This is a genomic window from Paenibacillus sp. B-A-8 (assembly GCF_048572915.1).
GTDB lineage: Bacteria > Bacillota > Bacilli > Paenibacillales > Paenibacillaceae > Paenibacillus_AQ.
The window spans coordinates 3,628,665-3,648,724 of sequence record NZ_CP183882.1; the positions used below are offsets into that span (position 1 = coordinate 3,628,665).

Here is a 20,060-nt window from a genome sequence, read left to right on the forward strand (position 1 = left end):
CATATAGGACTCGCTGGTAAAGTATCACTGATCGAATTGGCCAATGTGCTTAACCTGGATAAAAGTACAATGAGCAGGACTGTAAATAATCTTGTAACCGATGATTGGGTTGAACGGATTACGGACCCAGAAAATCGACGTTATGTCCAACTAAGGCTAACAAAAAAAGGGTGGATACTCCATGAGAATATAAATTCCGTACTTCATTCGTATTTCGGGAGTGTAATGAATGATATTCCGGAGAACAAACGAACACAGGTTGTAGAGAGTCTGGAACTATTAATTAATGCGATAAATAAGAATAACTGCTGTTAGCCATTCGATGGGAACTTATATTTATTATTGGAGGTTCACCTACAATCTGCATAAAAAGTTGATCTATTTCATTGTTAAAGATCAACTTTTTATTGCACTGTGATAAAGTGAGAAGAGACACATTGTAGGGAGATTAATGACATTAATGTGGGCACTTTAATGTCATTTTTGTCGGATGACAAGAGTATGTTCCGCATAGAACCCGCATAAATTGCGGTTTATTTTTTTTTACGGTACTGATTGCCGAAATAGGCCAAGAATGTGTTCCGTTAGCCGATATAATTATGTTAGAGGACAGGACATGTAATCTAAGAACCGTATGTGCTTATCAACTTTAACTTAAGTTTTATTATAATCCATTCATCTGAGAAGCGAAGCTCTTTTCCTTAAATAATTGGTGTATCATCGGCTAAAAAAGCCAAACCTTCTATCCAAAAGCCGCCACAATTTAAGGTTTGCCAACCTGCTTGTTCGGATCGGTACAATAACACATGCATATAGACGTATAAACGCCTCTACCCTGCCGACATGCCAGTTCTGATCCACTTCTGAGGTTTATAGTTATTGCGTGTTAGCGATATGCATCCTACAATGAGGATCCTGAATTCTTAAGGACAGAGATAAGAATGGATCTCAGTTAGCGGTGGATTCAATTTATGGACAATGCCATTCCAGAGGCTCAGAAAAGTTTAGAAAACCGACCTTTTCCGGCGTTCTTGAATGTCAATTGGTGCCCACTCAAGATTTGTTTTATTGCATAGTTTATTGTATCCTTGGTCTTTTACCCTGAGGAACAGCTAAATCACAAGTTCGGATGACGAGTTTGGATACTTCAGAGTAACCCAAGCGATATATAGGCCAATTACAGCAGCCATTAGCAGGAGTATCGCAGAAATTAAGGCTAGCTTATCTAACTCTCTGGGGGAGACTGGAGGTTTGGAATTCCTTTTTTTATTTTGCATCGCACACTCCTCCTTTAAAAGAAAGTAACTCATACTGTATGTTATGAAAAAGGGGATATTCTGTTCGAAAATTAGGTTGAACACCAAGTTAATCCTTGAAGGAGAAATGATCTATGCGTAATTCTGTGGCTTCACCCCGTAAAAGGAGTCGGGAAATGTGCAAAAAAAAGGCGGAAACACTGGTGAAATCTATACAAATTAGTCCCCTTAATTTAACCAAAAAGGATTTTGCGGAATTGGATGCATTTCTCAGCCGTTTCTTCCTGCTAAACCCTAAAATGTTCACGGATTTATCTGAAGAAAACCTTAAGAAATTGCAGTTTCTTCTTGAAAGAATTAACTCGAGCATTCAGAAGCTTGATATTCAAAATACTCACATCTCCAGGTTCGTGTCCGACTGTCAGAGTCTATTAACCCAATATGCTAAAAAGTAAAAGCTGGGGGGATCTCGTTTGTATGAAAAAATCGATTAAATTTCCGAAAAGTGAAAAATTAACAATCGCACAAGTGATTTCGAACTATCCAAATGCACAGCCATTACCTTCCATCAAAGGAGGGACTGGAAAAATTGTTTATGAGCTGACGGAAGAACTGGTTAGACGAGGGCATAAGGTCTATTTATTTGCAGCTCTAGGGAGCAGGAGCAAGGCAAAGCTTATCCCCTATCCTAAGGGGCTCTGAGCGAGTTGACATTATCCATGACCATACTTTTCGTTCCGCTCTCGGCGTAACTAATCCTAAAATCCCAACGGTATGCACTGTGCATATCCCGGTCAAACGGCGGATTAAATACCCTGTATACGTAAGTAAACGTGCCCGCCATCTGATGGGGAACAACAAAGGCTTCTGCGTATATAATGGGATTAATACGCGTGAATATGAATTTAGCACAGAGAAACATTTATATCTGTTGTATATAGGTAGGATTATTCGGAATAAGGGTGTTTTGCAAGCTATACAAGTTGCCGAAAAGACTGGAAGCCGTTTTTGACCATATCTGCGATGACGAGTGCGTCTTTGCGGTCGCTTTTTGATGGGGTATTGTCGCGATTTTCTTTGTTCTTTTTAACGAGGTGTGGATTCACGAGAACAGCTTCAATTCCTTGGTCTGAGAGCCAGCGAGCCAGGCTCAGCCAGTAATGTCCGGTGGGTTCCATACCCACAATGATTTTGCTCAGCTTGTAAGACTTGAGCAGATCTTGAATCCAGCGTCGGAACAGGCGAAAGCCCTCGTCATGGCTGCCGAACTCAAGCGGCGATCCCAAAGCAATTCCCCGATAGCTCACTGCGCGAGCGACATGCGTCTGCTGGGCAATATCTACACCGACAACCAGATGCAAAGAGGAAATGTTTTCAATGAGTTGATTTTGCTTGTCCTGAGTTTTAAACTTCATAGTAGAGCGACCTCCTAAATGGTGAGATTAAAAGGGCTGTAGACCCGTATCCAACTCTCATGTTACAGAGGCGCTCTTTTTTGTTCAAACTCCAAATTATTCAGTTTACAGGAATTCTAACGGGAAACGATAGCTCAATAACGACACAAAGGCAGCCAGTCAATGGATCGGCTGCTCGACGAATGTCAGTACAGTTGGTATGCCGAAGACATTGCAATCCAGCTCTATTACTTGCTGTATGTATTCGGGGAAGATTCGAAGTCCGAACGGAAGGTGCAGTACGAACTTTTCATTAAACATTTCGAGCAAGGTTATACAGAGGATGGCCGTCATATGCCTGAAGGCTGGAAGGATCAGCTTGGGCTCTTCCTTAGACTACGCGAAATTATCGTTTTCGTCGGTATGCACCAAAGCTGGGATTTGAGTCAACCAGACGACTGGACACGCGATTTTTTGCGAGATAGTAGAATGCGAATTACAAAAGGAGTTTCGTTGATCGACGAATTTTGAACAACTAAAATGGAAGATATTATTCAACTCCCTCGAAATGATTTAATTATCTCACTCAGGCTCATGAATTCGCAGGATTTCTCCTTAATCAATGTGCGAAAGATGAAAGATTAGAAGAAGCAGGTGGCCGAGAAGACATAGAAGGGCATACGGAAACAGAGGTATTAATTTAATACCCATATCATTCCATATATGCACGTCTCCATTTCGCCTTAGTGATTCTCACTCCCATGTCTCAACGGGTCACAAGCCCTTTCATTCCTTCGTCACATCTAACTAAGGGGTGGAGGTCGGTCTTTCTAACGGAACGGGTCCGAGCCCTTTTGTTGAACGTCTCCCGATACTCCGTGCTATTTTATCCTGCGAATACATGAACCGGTGAGGATCAATTGGCTTTATGCTGCGTGTAGGAAAACTCTAGTCGAGTCATAAGTTTTGCCGCTTTTAGCAAGACAGACAAGCATACGTGCAACTTTCCCAATCAATTTCATAATCGATTTCATCTTCTTTACCTTCTTTTCCTTAACATTGTAGTGGTGCAAAGCCCGAACTTCCGAGTTGGTCATAACCATACACATTGTCATGAGATAGAGGAAATGACGTAGACGGGGGCGTCCGCGTTTGCTAAGCACCATTTTTCCTCGCCACTTCCCAGAACTTGCTTCAGCTAGGTTTAGACCGGCATGGCGTAGTAGAGCATTTCCGTGCGCATAACCACTTAGATCGCCAGCCTCGCCCAGAACGCCTGCTAAGCTGGTAGCATTCAGACCTGGTATTTCAAGCAGTTTTTGTGCATAAGGAATACGCTCGAGTATAATGTGGACTTCGTGCTCGATCTGTTCAAGTTGTCGCTGAGCTAAGTCATACTCTTCTAAGAGTTGCTTTAAATGAAGTTTGTAGGCTTGAAGTGCGTGCGTGGCACCCACACTGCATTTCGCAAGTGCAATAAGTTGCTCTGCTCGTTTGACGCCAGCATGACGTTTCACATATTTCTTCCAGCCAGTAAGAACTTGTTCAGTGGATAAAGGGCTGATTTCCTTCGGCAATGGGAAGAGCCTGAGTGTAGCGATGGCACTGGTGCAAGTAAGAATCTTAAATACCTGACGCAGTTCAGGAAAGACAATATCTACCCAGCGATGAATTTGGTTTACAGCACTGTTGAGACGTTTGGTCACCGTTTCTCGATTCGCCATAAGAATACGGAGTTCTTCGTAAGATTCTGCAAGAAATCGAACTGGAGAATAATATCCATTTTTAATCATATCTGCGATGACCAACGCGTCTTTATGATCGCTTTTAGATGGCGTATTGTCGCGGTTTTCTTTGTTCTTTTTAACAAGATGGGGATTAACAAGCACAGCTTCAATGCCTTGCGAAGACAGCCAGCGAGCCAAGCTTAACCAGTAATGACCTGTGGGCTCCATACCGACAATGACTTTATGAAGCTTGTTCGATTGTAATAAATCTTGGATCCAGCATTTGAGTAGATTGAAGCCTTCTAAATGGTTGCTGAATTTCAGGGATGTACCGAGTGCAATCCCTCGAAAGCTTACAGCTCTGGCAACATGGACTTCCTGAGCAATATCTACACCGACGACAAGGTGATGAACGGTAATGTTTTCAATAAGTTGATTTTGTTTTTCTTGTGTTTTAAACTTCATAGTAGAGCGACCTCCTGATGGGATTTTTGAGGCAATGACCTCGTGCGTAACCCCATCTTACTGAGGCGCTCTTTTTTATTCAAACTCCAAATTTTTCGTTTTACAGGAATTCTAACGGGAAACGTTAGCTCAATAAAAACAAGAAGACAGCAGATCTCAACGTGATCGGCTGCTTTTGTTAATCAAACGGGCAGGTTAGTTTAAAAGTTTCGCGAATACCCTACATATGAAATTATTCATAGAGTAAGATATTTTATCCTTCACGAATTTTATGCTGAGTGACGAGTGCCAAACCATGTGGACGCTGGGTGTGCAGCGGATTCCGGCTCAGGAAGAGGTGCTGAACCGTCTAGCTGCCTCTGCTGCGCCTAACAAAAAGATGATTTTGTCGCTTTTGGATCAAACACAACCTATGCCAACGCACCCCTTCATGATCTATGTATGGGAGGCCCTGAACGCAGGTCTGACCGAGCTGAGCTTGAGCAATCCTGAACAAGCATTGAAAAAAATAGAACAGACCCTTCAAGCATCTTGGGGCGCATTTAAAAGCTAATAAGAGACGGGGAGAAGCCAAATGAAAACAACGATATTCAGCCAAATTTCGATCGACGGAAAGCTCACTATGGGAGCAGGTAATTCGAGTAAGGAGCTTTTTTCTTTGTTTTCCAATGAGGATATGGAATTCATCCATCTATTTCGGGGGAATGTGCAGGGCATTATGGTTGGCAAAAATACAATTTTAACGGACAATCCCTTTCTTACTAATCGGTATGAGGAGAATAAAAATCCAATCCGTATCATTCCAACAACGACCTTCCAAATCACTATACTCTACAGGAAATGACACGCCAAGACTTTATAGAGTATGTAGATTTTCTTAAAAGGAATCCAATGGGAGGGAAAAGCCCATCACAATACCATAATCAACCCCCTAGCGATTATGGTATTTGGTCGATGATTGCAAATATTGAAAATTTCATAACCTATCTGCAACGATATGGATGGGAAGAAGCACCTCTGAAACCCTCAAGGTCGTTGATTTATCAAGAAGATAGACCAAAATTAGAGAAAAAAAAGATCACCGAATATAACTATTTAAATGATAATATTTGGGAACAAATAACCAACAAAATTCATTTATTAGATCCTCAATATGTGGCCTATCGTTATTTTATTGGAGGCGACTGGATTTCATTTAGTTGATCTTCTTACACTTAAACTAGACTGCTTGCAAAAAAGAGACGATGGGTATTGGATTGTTTCAGAGCGAGATAAAATCAAATCAGTTCCAATAAGTGAAGATATTTATAGCATGGTGAAAGCACAAAAGATATTTATTCATGAAAAATTTTCAGAAGAAGAAAACCCCGAACACTTCTTGTTTCTGAGATATAAGGGAAAAATGAAAGATCGTGGCAGAACATATTTGCAACCTTCTCTTATACGTCAACTGAATATTTTTGCTGAGCAGCAACAAATTATAGACCTGAACGGTAAAATATTTCGGTTTGGAGCGTCACCATTTCGCCACCGTTTTGGTATAAAAAAAATCAGTAATGGGGCCAGTATCCTAGATGTACAAAAACTATTGTCAAATGTAACTCCAGAAATGGCTGTTATTTATGCCAAGATCCACGATCATAATTTACAAGTTATTTGGGAACATTCTCATGAGTATGGGGCTGTACGCCTAGACCCGATAACCGGTGAGGTCATCCAGACTAAAATCCTTGATCAGGCCTATGAAAATAATGTAGATATCGATTGGTTAAAGAGAAATCTAACTGAAATCAGACTTGAACAAGGTTATTGTATTAAATCCCCTCGTACCCATTGTCAATTTTTGAGTCAAACTCATGAACAGCCCTGTATAATGTTTAAGTGCTCAAGCTTTTACATCGATTCTTCTTTTCTTCCTTATTACGATCAACAGATTTCCATGATTAATCAACAAATTGAAGAGGGAAGTATGCACGGGAGATCTCGTTTAGTCGAAATATTGAAGGGAAAGTTAGAAAAATTCGTTGAAATAAGAGAAAAAATTAACACTCAAAGTAAGGTGGAGCAGTCTGATGAGTATGAATCAAGTGGATAGTCCCTTGAAGGGATTCGAATCGTCTTGGTCTATCATTGAAAAGATCAAGAAAGCAAATGTTGTAAACTCACGGCAACTGTTGCAGAGATATGGACCAGAGCTTCCAATAACAGGCGGTTCTATTATTAGTAAAAAATATTTAAGTTTATGGACTTTTGAAGGATTCGATCACCAAAAACTTACTCAAGCACTAGGGTATTCATTAAGTGACCATACCGAGGGCATAAAAAAAAGATTAACTCAGATGTTTCCAACCTACATCAAGTCAGAATCCCTGTTTAGAGACACTCTTCATTTTTGCAAAGAATGCATGAAACTGAATTATCATAGCTTGTTGCATCAATTCAAATTTATAGAAACTTGTCCGTTTCATCTGTGTGCCTTAGACAGCGAATGTCCATCTTGTAAGAAATCCATCCCCTATTTATTACCCCGACATGAGTACGAATCGGGGTTTATTTGCAATTGTGAAGAATGCATAAATAATCAAGATGTCCAACAGCATTTAGTAGCTAGTCGTACCTTAAAAGATCCTAATGTTATCGCATGGTTAAGCCTAACAGAAGAAAATATAGAATGTCTTCAAAAAACAGTGATCTTCAGACCTTTTTTAGTGTCGAATTTAAACTAGATGGAAGAAATGATAAACCTTGTACAAGTAAATACTGACGAAGTTCACTACTCATCAATTTTTGATTTGAATATTGATGTACCCAATAGAGATACTGTGGAAATGAACTATAAAGATATTTATTTATCGCTTGCAAAAACACTAGAAGCATTTGAAAAACACCTTTTGTGTACTACCCTAAAAAAACATCAACATTGTATAAAGAGATTTGTTGGTATGTACAAGAGAAGAGATGAAAAGTTCCCACCTATTTGTCCCTACGCCTATGCTTACGTGTTTTGGAAAGAGAGTGTTTACCATATCAACCCTTTTATAAATGAGGGGAAGAGATATACTCATAAAAATATAAAACCTTTTGATCTTCCATTTCATTTTTTTGAAGAAGGCTTTAAGGAGCTATTGATGGTCTTTAATCGCAGTGATTATCGGATGATGAAGTGGATATTAAATCACTTATTATGGGAAGTAGCTAGTAAACATTTCAATAAAATGGCTAACAATCGCTAATCAGTATGCCAAATTACAGATTAGACCTTTAATTGATACCTCATACAAAGAAACTGACACAATGATCTTGTTTAATCTAAAGAAGAAAAAAATGCTGAAATATACTAATGATGAAACGCTTATGATCACAACATATTGTCCCTTCGAAAGTAAACCTACATTTGATCCTGAAGAGATTTCCTTTCTCCCAATGCGGTTGGCAATGTCAAAAGGAATGAGTGAAGAGAAGAAAGCAGCAGAAAAATACTTACAGGGATTGAGAATTCTCACTACGATTAGATAATCAATTTGAAGGTATCATCGTAAAACTCATTTCTGAAATCCCAATAATACAGTTTGTTTCAAAAGAAATATAAAGTTAACAAAGGCTTTTCTACATATTACTACGGATCAGACTACGTATTTACCTTTTGTAATTCGTCCAAGTGCGGTTCACTTATTATTTAGACCCTGGGCAAGAACTTAATCCCTTTTCCAAAAAAAGACGAGAATACATGCCATAAATTCATTTTTTAAGATGTTAAATTGAGAGAATAGTTAGGAAATGGTTACACTAAGAGATACTCGGCAAATTGTAAGTACATCAAACCTTTTTTTTACAACAGTTTCTCCATAATCATCACGTCTATAAATTCCCCATCCATAACACCTTGCTTCTCAAAAATGCCAACCTGTCGATAATCCATCTTTAGATATAATCTTTGGCCCCCTTGATTGAATGGGAAGGTGAAGAGAACGATTTTATGAAATTCATTTTCTTTTGCTATCTGCTCTAAGGACTTCAATAGAGAGCTGCCGATACCTTGCCCACGAAACCTGCGATCAATATAAATAGAAAGATCAGCTACGCCCCTATAGGCGCATCGTTGTGAATAGGGGTTAAGAGAGGCCCAACCAAGCACTTCTCCTTCTCTTTCCGCTACAACAACGCTAAAACGTCCCTGGTGATCTTGGAACCATGCTTCCATATAAGACGAATCTTTGGACTCGGTTTCCAATGTAGCAATCCGATCCTCAATACCCTGATTATAAATGCGAAGGATACTTTCTGTATCCGCTGATGTTGCCTTACGAACAATTAACGCAGTCATCATCTGTACCTTCCCCCTATATAAAATATATTTATTTATCACAATAATCACATAAATACGATGTTCTGTTCGAACCTAGAAATCAAATATTCATCGCAGGATTAATAATTTAATGCAGAAATAAATAAGGGGAATCACCCTGTTGCTGGTGTGCCACATCTGCAGTGAGATAAAGTACGTACACTTTGATCATTAGGATTTTGCGTTCTTCTGGGAAGGATCGCGTGCTACGCAGTTATTCAGTAAGCCTAAGCGCCGAGTCATTATTTGAAATAACTCTCGTGCGTTTTCCATTATTTTCACCTCATACATAAGTTATAATCGTAAAACTTGCAAAATGCAACTAAAAATCGAAATGGGTAAATCATGATTTTGGAAGGTCGATATTATAAAATTAGTGTGGCTTTATTAAGTTTTTACATTGCGATAACATAAAGCGCGATTATTATATAATGATTTAATTATATAATGATATACAAATAGAAAGGGGTTGAGAAGAATGCAACAACCAATTCATCTTTATTTTCTTTGTATCCAGAATCGTTGCCGAAGTCAAATAGCCGAGGCTTTTGCCAGACATTATGGTGGTGATCATGTGGTCGCTGAAAGTGCCGGACTTGAATCCGGAGATATCCATCCATATACCATTGAAGTCATGAAGGAAATAGGAATTGATATTTCAAACAAAAGCTCAAAAACAATTGACATGAAAACGTTTATGCAATCGAAAGTCATTATAAAGTTATGTGAACAAGTCAATGAAAAATGTCCAATCGTTCCCTTTGCCATCAAAAATGTTCAATGGAATGTTATTGATCCGTTAACACATGATGGTCTTCTGGGAGACGTAAGAGCTGCAAGGGACGAAATCCAACAGAAAGTTATTGCGCTATTGAAGGAAATGAAAATACCAGTTAATGAGTAAAAATCTTTGTATCGATTTCGGGTGTAGTATCATCGAGTATTCAGTTGTGGTCATGTGGATGAGCATTGTCCGCATTGCCTTCAAGAGTGGAAAAGGTACAATGAGGTTCGAAGATCTGGCAAAATTTTAAATAAACCTAATGTATCTACAGAAATAGCCTTTCTTGATTTTGAAGGAATCAAACAATAATATATGATTATATATTATTTTGTTCGTATTCTTGAGAGGACTGTGTATATGTTCGATATGGAAATGGCTGGAAAACTGAAATTATTAGGTGACAAAACCAGACTCACAATAATGGGACTACTGAAAGATAAAGAATGGTGTGTGTGTGATCTAGTGGGGATTTTAGATATGACTCAGCCCAATGTCAGTCAACATTTAAGGAAATTAAAGGCGCTGGGAATGGTTAAGGAAAGAAGAGGTGGACAATGGGTATACTATTCACTTGATGTGGATGATAAGCCTTTTATTCAAACCGTTCTAGATACTCTACCCGATACTCAGACGTTGCTGTCTTTGTTAAAAGAGAACTATACTGAGGCTGATTGTGATTAATCGAATGATTTAAGTCTCATGAAGGAACATTTAGATCCCGATTTTTATATAACCATATGCTTATATAAGCATATGGTTATATAATGATGAAGGAAAAGGAGGAACGGAATATGAGTTTTTCTCTAGATGATTTGGATGAAATATCATTGGTATTAAAGCTATTGGGGGATAAAACGAGGCTTACCATGATGAAACTGTTGGAGAAGCAAGAATGCTGTGTATGCGAACTTGTCGAAGTTTTCAAAACGAGTCAACCGTCTGTCAGTCAGCATTTACGCAAACTAAAGGATGCAGGTCTGGTAAAGGAAAATCGGAAGGGTCAATGGATTTTTTATTCGATCAATTCTAATAGTATTCATAATGAGTTAATTCAGAAATTGCTGAACTTTGTTCCTTCACAAGATCATGAATTGGAAGAGCTCGATAAGAAAGGTCTTAGAATTTCTTGTAATTAATACGTGCAAGGATCTAAGTGATAAGGAAAACTTATCAAAGGAGATTGAACAATATGAGTCAAAGAGAAAAGAAGTTGTCTTTCTTGGATCGTTATTTAACCTTATGGATCTTTGCGGCAATGGGAATTGGGATTTTGATCGGCTTTTTGATACCTAGCTTTTCGGAAGGTTTATCGAAGATGCAGGTCGGATCGACTTCAATTCCTATAGCCGTGGGATTGATTCTGATGATGTATCCACCGCTGGCTAAAGTGAAGTTTGAGAAACTGGGAAGAGTATTTAAGGATTGGAAAGTCCTACTGCTCTCCTTGGTGCAGAACTGGATTATCGGTCCAGTATTAATGTTTCTGTTAGCCATCTTATTTCTGAGCGATATGCCGGAATACATGATTGGTTTGATCATGATAGGTTTGGCTCGATGTATTGCTATGGTTCTCGTATGGAGTGATCTGGCAAAAGGCGACCCGGAATATACAGCAGGTTTAGTAGCTTTTAACTCCATATTCCAAATTATTTTTTATTCCGTTTTTGCATATCTGTTCATCACAGTAATGCCCGGATGGTTTGGCGTACAGGGAGCAGTTGTAGACATTACGATGGGGCAAATTGCGGAAAGCGTAATGATTTACTTGGGTATTCCATTTGCAGCTGGAATATTGACGCGAGTGATTGCGCTGAAGACAAAGGGTGAGGCTTGGTTCGAGAAGGTTTTCTTGCCAAAGATTGGTCCTCTTACTTTGATTGCCCTTTTATTTACAATCGTGTTGATGTTTTCACTTAAAGCAGATTTAATGATTCAGCTACCTATGGATGTCGTTAGAATCGCTATACCGTTATTAATATACTTTGTCATTATGTTTTTCTTGTCCTTCTGGATGTCCAAAAAAGCGGGAACTTCTTATCCGGTAGCAGCCTCACTTTCTTTTACTGCAGCCAGCAACAATTTTGAACTGGGTATTGCAGTGGCCATCGGTGTGTTCGGATTAAATTCAGGGGCGGCATTTGCCGCTGTTATCGGACCGCTTGTTGAGGTGCCTGTTCTTATCGGGCTTGTAAACGTCTCATTATGGTTCGGAAAGAAGTACTTTAATAAACCGTCACCTGCTGCCTAAACAAAGCATCAAAAATATAGTTACTATTACCTTCAATATAAAGGAGATTATCTATCATGGAAAAGAAAACAATTTACTTTTTGTGTACTGGAAACTCTTGTAGGAGCCAGATGGCTGAAGGCTGGGCAAAGAAATACCTCAGTGATGAGTGGAATATTTACAGTGCAGGTATCGAAGCACATGGTCTTAACCCTAAAGCAGCGAAAGCTATGAATGAAGTAGGTATTGATATCACGTCTCAGACATCCGATATTATTGATTCAGAGCTATTAAATAACGCTGATCTGGTGGTTACCTTGTGTGGAGACGCTGCTGATAAGTGCCCGATTACACCTCCAAAGGTGAAACGGGAACACTGGGGATTTGATGATCCTGCGAAAGCGCTAGGAACTGACGAAGAGAAATGGGCTGTATTCCAGCAGGTCCGTGATCAGGTCGGAGCACGAATTAAACAATTTGCTGAAACCGGCGAATAAGGAATAGTCCAGCCGGGAGAAATCCCGGTTTTTTTCTACAGAAAGGAGATTAAATATATGAACTCTATTGAAATCTATGATCCAGCGATGTGTTGTTCCACAGGAGTATGTGGTCCGAGTGTTGATCCGGAATTAATTCGGATCTCTGCAGTGGTGCATAACCTGAAGAAAAGGGACGTCAATGTTTCCCGTTATAACTTGTCCAGTGAGCCGGCTGCTTTTGTTGCGAATGAAGTTGTTAAACAATTACTGACTGATGAAGGCCCAAATGTATTACCTGTAATTATGGTAGATGGTCAGGTCGTTAAGAAACAAGGTTATCCTACTAATGAAGAGTTAGAGAACTGGACAGGGATTCCGGCTTTTGAACTTACGATGAAGCCTAGAGTGCGTTTAGATCTAAAAGTGAAGTCACAATAAACGAAAGAAGGGTCAACATGTCTATTCGGTTCGATCCACATACCATCCTGAAAACGCCATATTTTTTCTTTACAGGTAAAGGTGGCGTTGGGAAGACTTCAACTGCTTGTGCAGTAGCAGTTGCCTTAGCGGACGCCGGTAAACGGGTTCTGCTCGTGAGTACCGATCCGGCCTCTAATTTGCAAGATGTCTTCGGCCGGGAGTTGTCCAATCAACCCGTCGCAATTGAAGGTGTGCCCAATCTTTTTGTCGCAAATTTAGATCCGGAGTCCGCTGCGGAAGAGTATAAAATGAAAGTTGTTGCCCCGTATCGTGGAGTCCTACCTGATTCAGTTATCAGCACCATGGAAGAACAGCTATCCGGTGCATGTACCGTTGAAATTGCAGCTTTTGATGAATTTACGACGCTGCTTACTAATGAACAATTAAAGTCTCAATTTGATCATATTCTGTTTGATACCGCACCTACAGGTCATACACTGCGTTTATTACAATTGCCATCGGCGTGGAGTGGATTTCTGGATGAAAGTACGCATGGTGCATCTTGTCTGGGGCCTCTGGCTGGTTTAAAATCCAAAAAAACACTATATAACGAAGCCGTCCGCACCTTATCAGATGGTGAAATGACGACGCTAATTCTGGTTACCCGTCCGGAACAATCTCCGCTAATGGAAGCAGCACGTGCATCGTCAGAACTTCGGGGAACAGGTATCAAGAACCAAATGCTGGTCATTAATGGTTTGCTGTTATCTCACAGCGAAGAGGACCCTGTATCTAAAGGGTTTTATAACAGGCAGCGGCGGGCTTTGGAACAATTGCCTGCTGAACTCCAGGAACTGCCGAATTATGTTATTCCATTAGCTCCATTTAACGTGACTGGACTTGAAAGCTTACGTAATCTTTTCCAATCGGATCCGTTGGCATCTACCGAAAAAGTAAATGCTGTGGAGATTGACCGTTCCATTCCGGATCTTGGTGGTTTGATTAATGATCTGGAGGAAAGTGGTATTCGAGTGATCTTTACAATTGGTAAAGGAGGCGTAGGAAAATCCACGGTAGCTTCTGCGATTGCTGTAGGGCTTGCAGAACGTGGACACCGGGTCCATCTCAGTACGACTGATCCTGCCGCCCATCTAGAGTATGTGTTTGGAGAGAATTCAGATCGCATCACACTCAGTCGAGTCGATCCCAAAATCGAACTGGAGAGATACCAGGCAGCAGTCATTCAACAAAATTCGGAATCGCTTGATGAAGAGGGACTCGCTTTTCTAGAAGAGGATTTAAGATCGCCGTGCACAGAGGAAATCGCAGTGTTTAGGGCTTTTGCTGATTTGGTTGAACATTCAGAAGAGGAAATCGTAGTGATTGATACGGCGCCGACCGGACACACCCTATTATTGCTTGATGCAACTCAGGAGTATCATAAAGAAATTGCCCGTTCCTCTGGATGGATTCCAGATTCCGTTCAACATTTGCTCCCTCGTCTTCGTAATCCGAAGGAAACCAGTGTCGTAATCGTCACGTTAGCGGAGGCAACACCTTTTTATGAAGCCTCTCGTTTAGAGTGTGATCTGGAGCGTGCCGGCATTCCAACAAAATGGTGGGCCATCAACCAAAGCTTTGCTGCTGCAGGAACAAATGACAAAGTTCTGAATGGGCGTGCTCATGCCGAGCTACAATGGATTAGTAAGGTTAAAGAAATCTCTAATGGTCATGTGGCAATCATTCCTTGGAAACCGGACGAAATTACAGGGTATGAACAATTGAAAGCTTTGACGGGAAAGTATCTCAAGATAGGAAAGAGAGTGAATGAGGAAAAATGACGATTACGGATGAAGCGAAGCAGTTTATTGAGAACATGATGAAGGAGGCAGGGGTCTCTACTTTGCGGTTTGCATATTCCGGAGCAGGATGCTGTGGACCCAGTTATCAATTGTCGCTTGAGAAACCGCAAGAAAATGATGCGGTGAGCGTAGTAAATCATATTCAAATTGCGGCAGATTCCCGGGTGGCTGACCAAATCGGCGGACTTGTCCTTGATTTTGTGCAGGACGAGCAAGACGCAGGACTAACTATGAGTGGCGGCAGCAACTGCTGTTAAGCCGACAGGAGAGAGCTATTATGGCAAATTACCACGCACTTATCGAGAATAAAGTATATATTGGTGGAGAGAATGCTTTGCTTGAAGCCCTTAAAGAGAATGAGATTACAGATGTGTTTGATTTGAGAGATAACGGAACGGAGGCAGAAGGCTTTCCAACCGAAGTAACCCGTCATCACTTCCCAATCGTAGAGGATGAAGCAGGCCAAGGGTCTTATGTGAAAGCAGCTATTCAGGCAGTTACAGACGCAGTGAACAGTGGAAAGACGGTGTATTTTCATTGTGCAGGGGGTCGTAATCGCACAGGAACAGTAGCCACTGGAGTTTTACTTGAACTAGAAATGGCTTCTACCGTAGAAGAAGCGGAAGCTTTGGCCAAAGAAAAACGTCCAGACATCAATATCAAGCAAGAAATGCGTGATGTGTTGAGAGGGTTTTATGTCAGCAGAAAATAAAGTATTAGACTGAATATCTTTATTTCACGCGGCTTTTCGAATTGTCATACCGTCAGACCCCATAAATAAGTTTAAACTGACCCAAGAAATTGAAACAGCGACAGCAAAGGACGAGAAAATAAAGTCCTAGACTGTCGCTATTTCATTGAACTAACGTTCCACGTTAGTTGAAACATTATTTTTGTTAATGTTCTATGTCTTTCCAATTTAAATAAGCTTGGAACATCTCAACAAAAGTAAGATTATGTTTACTTGAAATATTCTTAACCACCTGAATAAATCCTCTGAGTTCAACCTCTTTATTTTGAAAACCAATCGTATTGACGAGTTTTTTTATCTCCGAGTATATCGTCGACCATCGCGTACACCCCTGCACCTTTAACGCTAAATTCTTTATACAGTCTATCCACTGTTACAAAAGAAGGGTTGGGTGTTTAACGTAATCTAAATTTAATAACAACAGCAGACATCAAATTGGCCAGTTGCCGTTGATTGGGCTATAGTTTCCCCGTTAGTGTAATACTTTCTAGCCTCAATTTTCATTTACCTTTAGATCTCTATAAATATAATTAGGCACGAAATTGATATATAACAGTTCTGCGATCAATTCAATTACTGTTTGGGTTACTATTACTGATGCTGCGATTGTAGCCATCTCTTCTGGTAAGGTAAGGGCCAGAGGAAGTACAACAAGGGAATTTCGTGTTCCTGCGCTAAAAATCAGTGCACGCCCATCTGGTGGCCCGATACGAAAAATAGATGATATCGTTCGAGAAATAACTGGTGACACAATATGAAATAATACATAAATTGGTATCACTGCAATAATGACATTGAAATCCTTTACAACCCTATCAATTTGAGAGCCTATCACTAAAAAGAGTACGAATGCCATAAGCGGGACGGGGAGCCACGCAGTGTAGTCCAGTGCTTTAATACCTCGTGTGCTTTTTTTATTTGAGAACTGAATAGCTAAAGCGAATAGTAAAGGAATGATGATTAAATAAACAAAAGCTTCAATAAAAGGACCAATTCTAACTATTTGTGATGCCTCATTACCAATGAACAGCCAAAGATAAAAAGGCAGCATAATCATTTGGACAACAAAAAGTACTGGAGTAGAAGCAAGAATTAACTTTTCATTTCCTTTACCCAATTGGGTAAATACTATGACATAGTCTATACATGGAGTTAGAAGTACCAAGCAAACTCCAATTAGAACTGGGGTAGGCTGAGGAAAAACCTTGATTAATAAGAATACAAGCAAGGGAATTAAGATAAAGTTAACAAGCAATAAGGCTCCTATGAAGCGTCCATTAGAGAATGCTTCCTTTAATTTCAGAAATGGAATTTGACAAAACATACTGAATTAAAGGACAGCAATCACAAAGGAAACCAAGGATTCTAGGAAGCCACCTATTCGTGGACTTATTAATCCCACTATCCCTCCAACAATTAAGGCTACTACGTATACGGAAATTTGGTTCGTTTCTAAACTCTCCCTTTGAGGCACCTATCCACACTCCTCTTGTTTACCCGGATTATATCACACAGTTTTGTAAGTGTTCTTCTAATGCCTATTAATAACATATTGTTTTTTATTTTCTAGGTTTCCCCCTTGGTAATAACTATGAACAAACCAATTTTAAGCAGGATAGCTCAATAAATTTTGTTTAAAGAATTAGGATTCCTAATTCTTTTTTTAATTTCATTCAAGTATCCACTTGAATATTTCCGAAAAAAGAGTATAGTATATTCAAACAGACACTTGAATGATAATGGAGTGAGAAAATGGGTAAAAAAGATACTTGTGAGATTTATTGTTACGATGAAGAAAAGGTGATTCGAATACGCGGGGATTTACAAACAATTGATATATCTAGTGTTTCCCAATTGTTTAAAGCTATAGCTGATGAAAATAGAGCAAAAATCACCTATGCATTGTGTACGGATGAAGAGCTATGTGTTTGTGACATAGCAAATATAATAGGGTCAACGGTGGCTAATGCTTCTCATCACTTACGAACACTTCATAAACAAGGGGTTGTGAAGTATCGAAAAGAAGGGAAGTTGGCATTCTATTCATTAGTTGATGAACACATTAAACAGTTAATCATTATTGCTTTAGCACATAGTAAGGAGGTTGAGATAAATGTCTGATCAACAAACGAAATTATCCGAACAAGAAATGAAAACCTATAGGGTTCAAGGGTTTACCTGTACAAACTGTGCAGCTATCTTTGAAAATAATGTTAAAGAACTACCAGGTGTACATGATGCAAAAGTGAATTTTGGAGCATCTAAAGTTTATGTTAAAGGTACGACAACAATTGCAGAATTAGAAAAAGCTGGAGCATTTGAAAATCTAAAGATTCGCGATGAAAAAGAACAAAGAGTAGAACGTGAACCATTTTGGAAGCAAAAAGAAAACATTAAGGTGTATATTTCAGCTATATTGCTTGTTATTAGTTGGTTTTTAGGAGAGCAATATGGGGAAGATCATCTTCTTCCGACGATTGGTTATGCAGCGTCCATTTTAATTGGCGGATATTCACTATTTATTAAAGGTCTAAAAAACATAAGCAGATTAAAATTCGATATGAATACGTTAATGACCATTGCTATTTTAGGAGCCGCGGTAATTGGTGAATGGGGTGAAGGAGCAACAGTTGTTATTTTTTTCGCTATCAGTGAAGCATTAGAGCGTTATTCAATGGATAAGGCTCGTCAATCTATTGAATCATTGATGGATATTGCTCCAAAAGAAGCGTTAATTCGTCGTGGAAATGAAGAAATGATGATCCACGTTGATGATATTCAAGTTGGAGATATTATGATCGTAAAGCCTGGTCAAAAATTGGCTATGGATGGAGTTGTCATTAAAGGTACTTCTACGTTAAATCAGGCTGCGATTACGGGTGAAAGTGTTCCAGTAACAAAAACAATTGATGATGAAGTGTTTGCTGGAACTTTGAATGAAGAAGGGTTGCTTGAAGTTAGAGTAGCAAAACGAGTTGAAGATACTACACTTTCAAAAATTATTCATCTTGTTGAAGAAGCTCAAGCAGAACGAGCACCTTCTCAAGCGTTCGTCGATAAATTTGCGAAATACTATACACCAGCTATTGTTGTCTTGGCTCTGTTAATCGCTGTTGCTCCTCCATTACTATTTGGCGGTGATTGGAGTGAATGGATTTATCAAGGTTTAGCTGTATTAGTGGTTGGTTGTCCGTGTGCATTAGTTGTTTCAACTCCGGTTGCCGTCGTCACTGCAATAGGAAATGCTGCAAGAAATGGTGTTTTGATCAAAGGTGGAATCCATTTAGAAGAAGCAGGAGCCCTTAAAGCGATTGCTTTTGATAAAACTGGGACATTAACAAAAGGTATTCCTGCAGTAACAGACATCGTGACGTATAGTGGAAACGAAAACGAATTAATGATGGTAACTGCAGCTATAGAAAAAGGATCGCAACACCCACTTGCTTCAGCCATTATGAGAAAAGCAGAAGAAATTGGATTGAATTTTAATAGCCTGTCAGTTGAAGAGTTCCAATCTATAACAGGTAAAGGGGTAAAAGCAAAAGTAAATAATGAAATGTATTATGTTGGAAGTCCATATCTTTTTGAAGAATTGCATCAAACGATTGAAACTTCTATTAAAGAAAAAATTATTCATATGCAAACAGAAGGAAAAACTGTAATGGTGTTAGGGACGAAAATAAAGATTCTGTCGTTAATTGCCGTAGCAGATGAAATGAGAGAATCGTCCAAAGAAGTCATCAGTAAATTAAATTATATGGGAATTGAGACAGTGATGCTGACCGGTGATAACCAAAGAACCGCAGCAGCAATTGGAAAACAAGTCGGTGTTTCTGATATTAAAGCTGATTTACTACCCGAAGATAAGTTGAATTTTATTAAAGAACTTCGAGCAAAGCATCATAGTGTAGCAATGGTCGGGGATGGCGTAAACGATGCACCAGCACTTGCAGCTTCTACTGTTGGTGTAGCGATGGGTGGTGCCGGGACTGACACAGCCTTAGAAACGGCTGACATTGCGTTAATGTCTGATGATTTAAGAAAATTGCCATATACCATTAAATTAAGCCGCAAAGCTCGTGTCATCATCAAACAAAATATTACCTTCTCTTTAGCAATTAAAATAGTGGCATTACTGTTAGTTATGCCTGGTTGGTTAACGCTATGGATAGCAATATTTGCCGATATGGGGGCAACATTGCTTGTGACATTAAACAGTTTAAGGTTATTGAAAGTTAAAGAATAAATTTAATTATGTAATCAAGGCAGTAATCTATTAAGCTAACTGGACACGATAGCATTCCTGTAGAGCGTTAATTATCAGCTTTGCAAAAAAACAAGCGCCTCGGT

Annotated in this window: 23 protein-coding genes and 3 pseudogenes; 21 read left to right on the forward strand and 5 right to left on the reverse strand. The window is 39.5% G+C overall.

Annotation, left to right across the window (positions count from 1 at the left end; all coding sequences use genetic code 11):
- The first annotated feature begins 3 nt into the window (after window positions 1-3).
- Window positions 4-315, forward strand: a complete 312-nt coding sequence (locus tag ACN6MV_RS16075; RefSeq protein ID WP_094874728.1) for a MarR family winged helix-turn-helix transcriptional regulator — start codon at window positions 4-6, stop codon at window positions 313-315.
- Between the two features lie 797 nt (window positions 316-1,112).
- Here the strand turns inward: ACN6MV_RS16075 and ACN6MV_RS16080 are convergent.
- Entirely contained in the window at window positions 1,113-1,277 is a 165-nt protein-coding gene (locus tag ACN6MV_RS16080; protein WP_179281782.1) for a hypothetical protein, read from the reverse strand.
- Between the two features lie 155 nt (window positions 1,278-1,432).
- Between ACN6MV_RS16080 and ACN6MV_RS16085 the strand changes: the two genes are divergently transcribed.
- Both ACN6MV_RS16085 and ACN6MV_RS16090 read left to right on the forward strand, forming a co-directional pair.
- Entirely contained in the window at window positions 1,433-1,711 is a 279-nt protein-coding gene (locus tag ACN6MV_RS16085) for a hypothetical protein (RefSeq protein WP_143812462.1), read from the forward strand.
- A gap of 22 nt (window positions 1,712-1,733) precedes the next feature.
- Window positions 1,734-2,262 (forward strand): annotated as a pseudogene (locus ACN6MV_RS16090) (glycosyltransferase family 4 protein); the annotation flags it as partial.
- Here ACN6MV_RS16090 and ACN6MV_RS16095 read toward each other — a convergent pair.
- Window positions 2,246-2,671: pseudogene (locus tag ACN6MV_RS16095) on the reverse strand (IS110 family transposase); the annotation flags it as partial. The pseudogenes ACN6MV_RS16090 and ACN6MV_RS16095 overlap by 17 nt on opposite strands.
- Before the next feature lie 162 nt (window positions 2,672-2,833).
- Here ACN6MV_RS16095 and ACN6MV_RS16100 point away from each other — a divergent pair.
- On the forward strand, window positions 2,834-3,181 hold the full coding sequence (locus ACN6MV_RS16100; RefSeq protein ID WP_094874726.1) for a hypothetical protein: 348 nt from the start codon (window positions 2,834-2,836) through the stop codon (window positions 3,179-3,181).
- 395 nt (window positions 3,182-3,576) lie between these two features.
- Here ACN6MV_RS16100 and ACN6MV_RS16105 read toward each other — a convergent pair whose 3' ends face one another.
- Window positions 3,577-4,842, reverse strand: coding sequence for an IS110 family transposase (locus ACN6MV_RS16105; RefSeq protein ID WP_094874725.1), 1,266 nt, complete (start codon window positions 4,840-4,842; stop codon window positions 3,577-3,579).
- Between the two features lie 295 nt (window positions 4,843-5,137).
- Here ACN6MV_RS16105 and ACN6MV_RS16110 point away from each other — a divergent pair, with 295 nt between their 5' ends.
- The 6 genes from ACN6MV_RS16110 (at window position 5,138) to ACN6MV_RS16135 (ending at window position 8,075) form a co-directional block, all read left to right on the forward strand.
- Window positions 5,138-5,395, forward strand: a complete 258-nt coding sequence (locus ACN6MV_RS16110; protein ID WP_280788236.1) for a hypothetical protein — start codon at window positions 5,138-5,140, stop codon at window positions 5,393-5,395.
- A 21-nt stretch (window positions 5,396-5,416) separates the two neighbouring features.
- Window positions 5,417-5,686: a dihydrofolate reductase family protein gene (locus tag ACN6MV_RS16115; RefSeq protein WP_280788237.1), complete on the forward strand. Its 270-nt coding sequence runs from the start codon at window positions 5,417-5,419 to the stop codon at window positions 5,684-5,686.
- A 47-nt stretch (window positions 5,687-5,733) separates the two neighbouring features.
- A complete protein-coding gene (locus ACN6MV_RS16120; protein ID WP_094873147.1) occupies window positions 5,734-6,045 on the forward strand; it encodes a hypothetical protein in 312 nt (103 codons plus the stop codon).
- Window positions 6,046-6,154: 109 nt separating this feature from the next.
- Window positions 6,155-6,937, forward strand: a complete 783-nt coding sequence (locus tag ACN6MV_RS16125) for a hypothetical protein (protein WP_094878540.1) — start codon at window positions 6,155-6,157, stop codon at window positions 6,935-6,937.
- A complete protein-coding gene (locus tag ACN6MV_RS16130; RefSeq protein ID WP_094873144.1) occupies window positions 6,915-7,568 on the forward strand; it encodes a TniQ family protein in 654 nt (217 codons plus the stop codon). The genes ACN6MV_RS16125 and ACN6MV_RS16130 overlap by 23 nt, the downstream gene beginning before the upstream one ends.
- Complete coding sequence (locus ACN6MV_RS16135) at window positions 7,569-8,075, forward strand: hypothetical protein (RefSeq protein WP_143812186.1); 507 nt, start codon at window positions 7,569-7,571, stop codon at window positions 8,073-8,075. It begins immediately after the preceding gene.
- Between the two features lie 596 nt (window positions 8,076-8,671).
- Here ACN6MV_RS16135 and ACN6MV_RS16140 read toward each other — a convergent pair.
- Window positions 8,672-9,166 carry an arsinothricin resistance N-acetyltransferase ArsN1 family A gene (locus ACN6MV_RS16140; protein WP_042132212.1) on the reverse strand — a complete coding sequence of 165 codons (495 nt, stop codon included), beginning with the start codon at window positions 9,164-9,166 and terminating at the stop codon, window positions 8,672-8,674.
- A 499-nt stretch (window positions 9,167-9,665) separates the two neighbouring features.
- Here ACN6MV_RS16140 and ACN6MV_RS16145 point away from each other — a divergent pair, with 499 nt between their 5' ends.
- The 9 genes from ACN6MV_RS16145 to ACN6MV_RS16185 all read left to right on the forward strand — a co-directional run bounded on the left by ACN6MV_RS16145 (window position 9,666) and on the right by ACN6MV_RS16185 (window position 15,671).
- Window positions 9,666-10,091, forward strand: a complete 426-nt coding sequence (locus ACN6MV_RS16145) for an arsenate reductase ArsC (protein WP_042127998.1) — start codon at window positions 9,666-9,668, stop codon at window positions 10,089-10,091.
- A 237-nt stretch (window positions 10,092-10,328) separates the two neighbouring features.
- Window positions 10,329-10,652 carry an ArsR/SmtB family transcription factor gene (locus tag ACN6MV_RS16150; protein ID WP_094873140.1) on the forward strand — a complete coding sequence of 108 codons (324 nt, stop codon included), beginning with the start codon at window positions 10,329-10,331 and terminating at the stop codon, window positions 10,650-10,652.
- A gap of 110 nt (window positions 10,653-10,762) precedes the next feature.
- Window positions 10,763-11,107 (forward strand): ArsR/SmtB family transcription factor, encoded by a 345-nt coding sequence (locus ACN6MV_RS16155; protein ID WP_094873138.1) that lies wholly within the window; start codon window positions 10,763-10,765, stop codon window positions 11,105-11,107.
- 53 nt (window positions 11,108-11,160) lie between these two features.
- The gene (arsB, locus tag ACN6MV_RS16160; RefSeq protein ID WP_042128004.1) at window positions 11,161-12,219 is read left to right on the forward strand and encodes an ACR3 family arsenite efflux transporter; all 1,059 of its coding nucleotides are present in this window, start codon (window positions 11,161-11,163) and stop codon (window positions 12,217-12,219) included.
- A gap of 56 nt (window positions 12,220-12,275) precedes the next feature.
- Window positions 12,276-12,695 carry an arsenate reductase (thioredoxin) gene (gene arsC / locus ACN6MV_RS16165; protein WP_094873137.1) on the forward strand — a complete coding sequence of 140 codons (420 nt, stop codon included), beginning with the start codon at window positions 12,276-12,278 and terminating at the stop codon, window positions 12,693-12,695.
- 57 nt (window positions 12,696-12,752) lie between these two features.
- On the forward strand, window positions 12,753-13,115 hold the full coding sequence (gene arsD / locus ACN6MV_RS16170) for an arsenite efflux transporter metallochaperone ArsD (protein WP_094873135.1): 363 nt from the start codon (window positions 12,753-12,755) through the stop codon (window positions 13,113-13,115).
- 17 nt (window positions 13,116-13,132) lie between these two features.
- Complete coding sequence (gene arsA / locus ACN6MV_RS16175; RefSeq protein ID WP_094873134.1) at window positions 13,133-14,938, forward strand: arsenical pump-driving ATPase; 1,806 nt, start codon at window positions 13,133-13,135, stop codon at window positions 14,936-14,938.
- A complete protein-coding gene (locus ACN6MV_RS16180) occupies window positions 14,935-15,216 on the forward strand; it encodes an iron-sulfur cluster biosynthesis family protein (RefSeq protein ID WP_094878541.1) in 282 nt (93 codons plus the stop codon). Before arsA ends, ACN6MV_RS16180 begins: the two co-directional genes overlap by 4 nt.
- Window positions 15,217-15,236: 20 nt before the next feature.
- Window positions 15,237-15,671 (forward strand): protein-tyrosine phosphatase family protein, encoded by a 435-nt coding sequence (locus ACN6MV_RS16185; RefSeq protein WP_094873131.1) that lies wholly within the window; start codon window positions 15,237-15,239, stop codon window positions 15,669-15,671.
- A 532-nt stretch (window positions 15,672-16,203) separates the two neighbouring features.
- On the opposite strand, the pseudogene ACN6MV_RS16190 reads toward ACN6MV_RS16185, so the two are convergent.
- Window positions 16,204-17,184: pseudogene (locus ACN6MV_RS16190) on the reverse strand (arsenic resistance protein).
- Window positions 17,185-17,462: 278 nt separating this feature from the next.
- Here ACN6MV_RS16190 and ACN6MV_RS16195 point away from each other — a divergent pair.
- Both ACN6MV_RS16195 and ACN6MV_RS16200 read left to right on the forward strand, forming a co-directional pair.
- Window positions 17,463-17,831: an ArsR/SmtB family transcription factor gene (locus ACN6MV_RS16195; RefSeq protein ID WP_094873130.1), complete on the forward strand. Its 369-nt coding sequence runs from the start codon at window positions 17,463-17,465 to the stop codon at window positions 17,829-17,831.
- The gene (locus ACN6MV_RS16200; protein ID WP_094873129.1) at window positions 17,824-19,956 is read left to right on the forward strand and encodes a heavy metal translocating P-type ATPase; all 2,133 of its coding nucleotides are present in this window, start codon (window positions 17,824-17,826) and stop codon (window positions 19,954-19,956) included. The genes ACN6MV_RS16195 and ACN6MV_RS16200 overlap by 8 nt, the downstream gene beginning before the upstream one ends.
- Window positions 19,957-20,060: the final 104 nt, after the last annotated feature.

Bases quoted from the DNA above. Each gene is read 5' to 3' on its own strand.
- ACN6MV_RS16120 (WP_094873147.1), top strand. From the start codon at position 5,734: ATGGGAGGGAAAAGCCCATCACAATACCATAATCAACCCCCTAGCGAT.
- ACN6MV_RS16105 (WP_094874725.1), bottom strand. From the start codon at position 4,842: ATGAAGTTTAAAACACAAGAAAAACAAAATCAACTTATTGAAAACATT.
- ACN6MV_RS16085 (WP_143812462.1), top strand. From the start codon at position 1,433: ATGTGCAAAAAAAAGGCGGAAACACTGGTGAAATCTATACAAATTAGT.
- ACN6MV_RS16195 (WP_094873130.1), top strand. From the start codon at position 17,463: ATGGGTAAAAAAGATACTTGTGAGATTTATTGTTACGATGAAGAAAAG.
- ACN6MV_RS16110 (WP_280788236.1), top strand. From the start codon at position 5,138: ATGTGGACGCTGGGTGTGCAGCGGATTCCGGCTCAGGAAGAGGTGCTG.
- ACN6MV_RS16155 (WP_094873138.1), top strand. From the start codon at position 10,763: ATGAGTTTTTCTCTAGATGATTTGGATGAAATATCATTGGTATTAAAG.
- arsC (WP_094873137.1), top strand. From the start codon at position 12,276: ATGGAAAAGAAAACAATTTACTTTTTGTGTACTGGAAACTCTTGTAGG.
- ACN6MV_RS16135 (WP_143812186.1), top strand. From the start codon at position 7,569: ATGGAAGAAATGATAAACCTTGTACAAGTAAATACTGACGAAGTTCAC.
- ACN6MV_RS16185 (WP_094873131.1), top strand. From the start codon at position 15,237: ATGGCAAATTACCACGCACTTATCGAGAATAAAGTATATATTGGTGGA.
- arsD (WP_094873135.1), top strand. From the start codon at position 12,753: ATGAACTCTATTGAAATCTATGATCCAGCGATGTGTTGTTCCACAGGA.
- arsA (WP_094873134.1), top strand. From the start codon at position 13,133: ATGTCTATTCGGTTCGATCCACATACCATCCTGAAAACGCCATATTTT.
- ACN6MV_RS16125 (WP_094878540.1), top strand. From the start codon at position 6,155: ATGGTGAAAGCACAAAAGATATTTATTCATGAAAAATTTTCAGAAGAA.
- ACN6MV_RS16080 (WP_179281782.1), bottom strand. From the start codon at position 1,277: ATGCAAAATAAAAAAAGGAATTCCAAACCTCCAGTCTCCCCCAGAGAG.
- ACN6MV_RS16140 (WP_042132212.1), bottom strand. From the start codon at position 9,166: ATGACTGCGTTAATTGTTCGTAAGGCAACATCAGCGGATACAGAAAGT.
- ACN6MV_RS16150 (WP_094873140.1), top strand. From the start codon at position 10,329: ATGTTCGATATGGAAATGGCTGGAAAACTGAAATTATTAGGTGACAAA.
- ACN6MV_RS16130 (WP_094873144.1), top strand. From the start codon at position 6,915: ATGAGTATGAATCAAGTGGATAGTCCCTTGAAGGGATTCGAATCGTCT.
- ACN6MV_RS16115 (WP_280788237.1), top strand. From the start codon at position 5,417: ATGAAAACAACGATATTCAGCCAAATTTCGATCGACGGAAAGCTCACT.
- arsB (WP_042128004.1), top strand. From the start codon at position 11,161: ATGAGTCAAAGAGAAAAGAAGTTGTCTTTCTTGGATCGTTATTTAACC.
- ACN6MV_RS16145 (WP_042127998.1), top strand. From the start codon at position 9,666: ATGCAACAACCAATTCATCTTTATTTTCTTTGTATCCAGAATCGTTGC.
- ACN6MV_RS16100 (WP_094874726.1), top strand. From the start codon at position 2,834: ATGGATCGGCTGCTCGACGAATGTCAGTACAGTTGGTATGCCGAAGAC.
- ACN6MV_RS16200 (WP_094873129.1), top strand. From the start codon at position 17,824: ATGTCTGATCAACAAACGAAATTATCCGAACAAGAAATGAAAACCTAT.
- ACN6MV_RS16180 (WP_094878541.1), top strand. From the start codon at position 14,935: ATGACGATTACGGATGAAGCGAAGCAGTTTATTGAGAACATGATGAAG.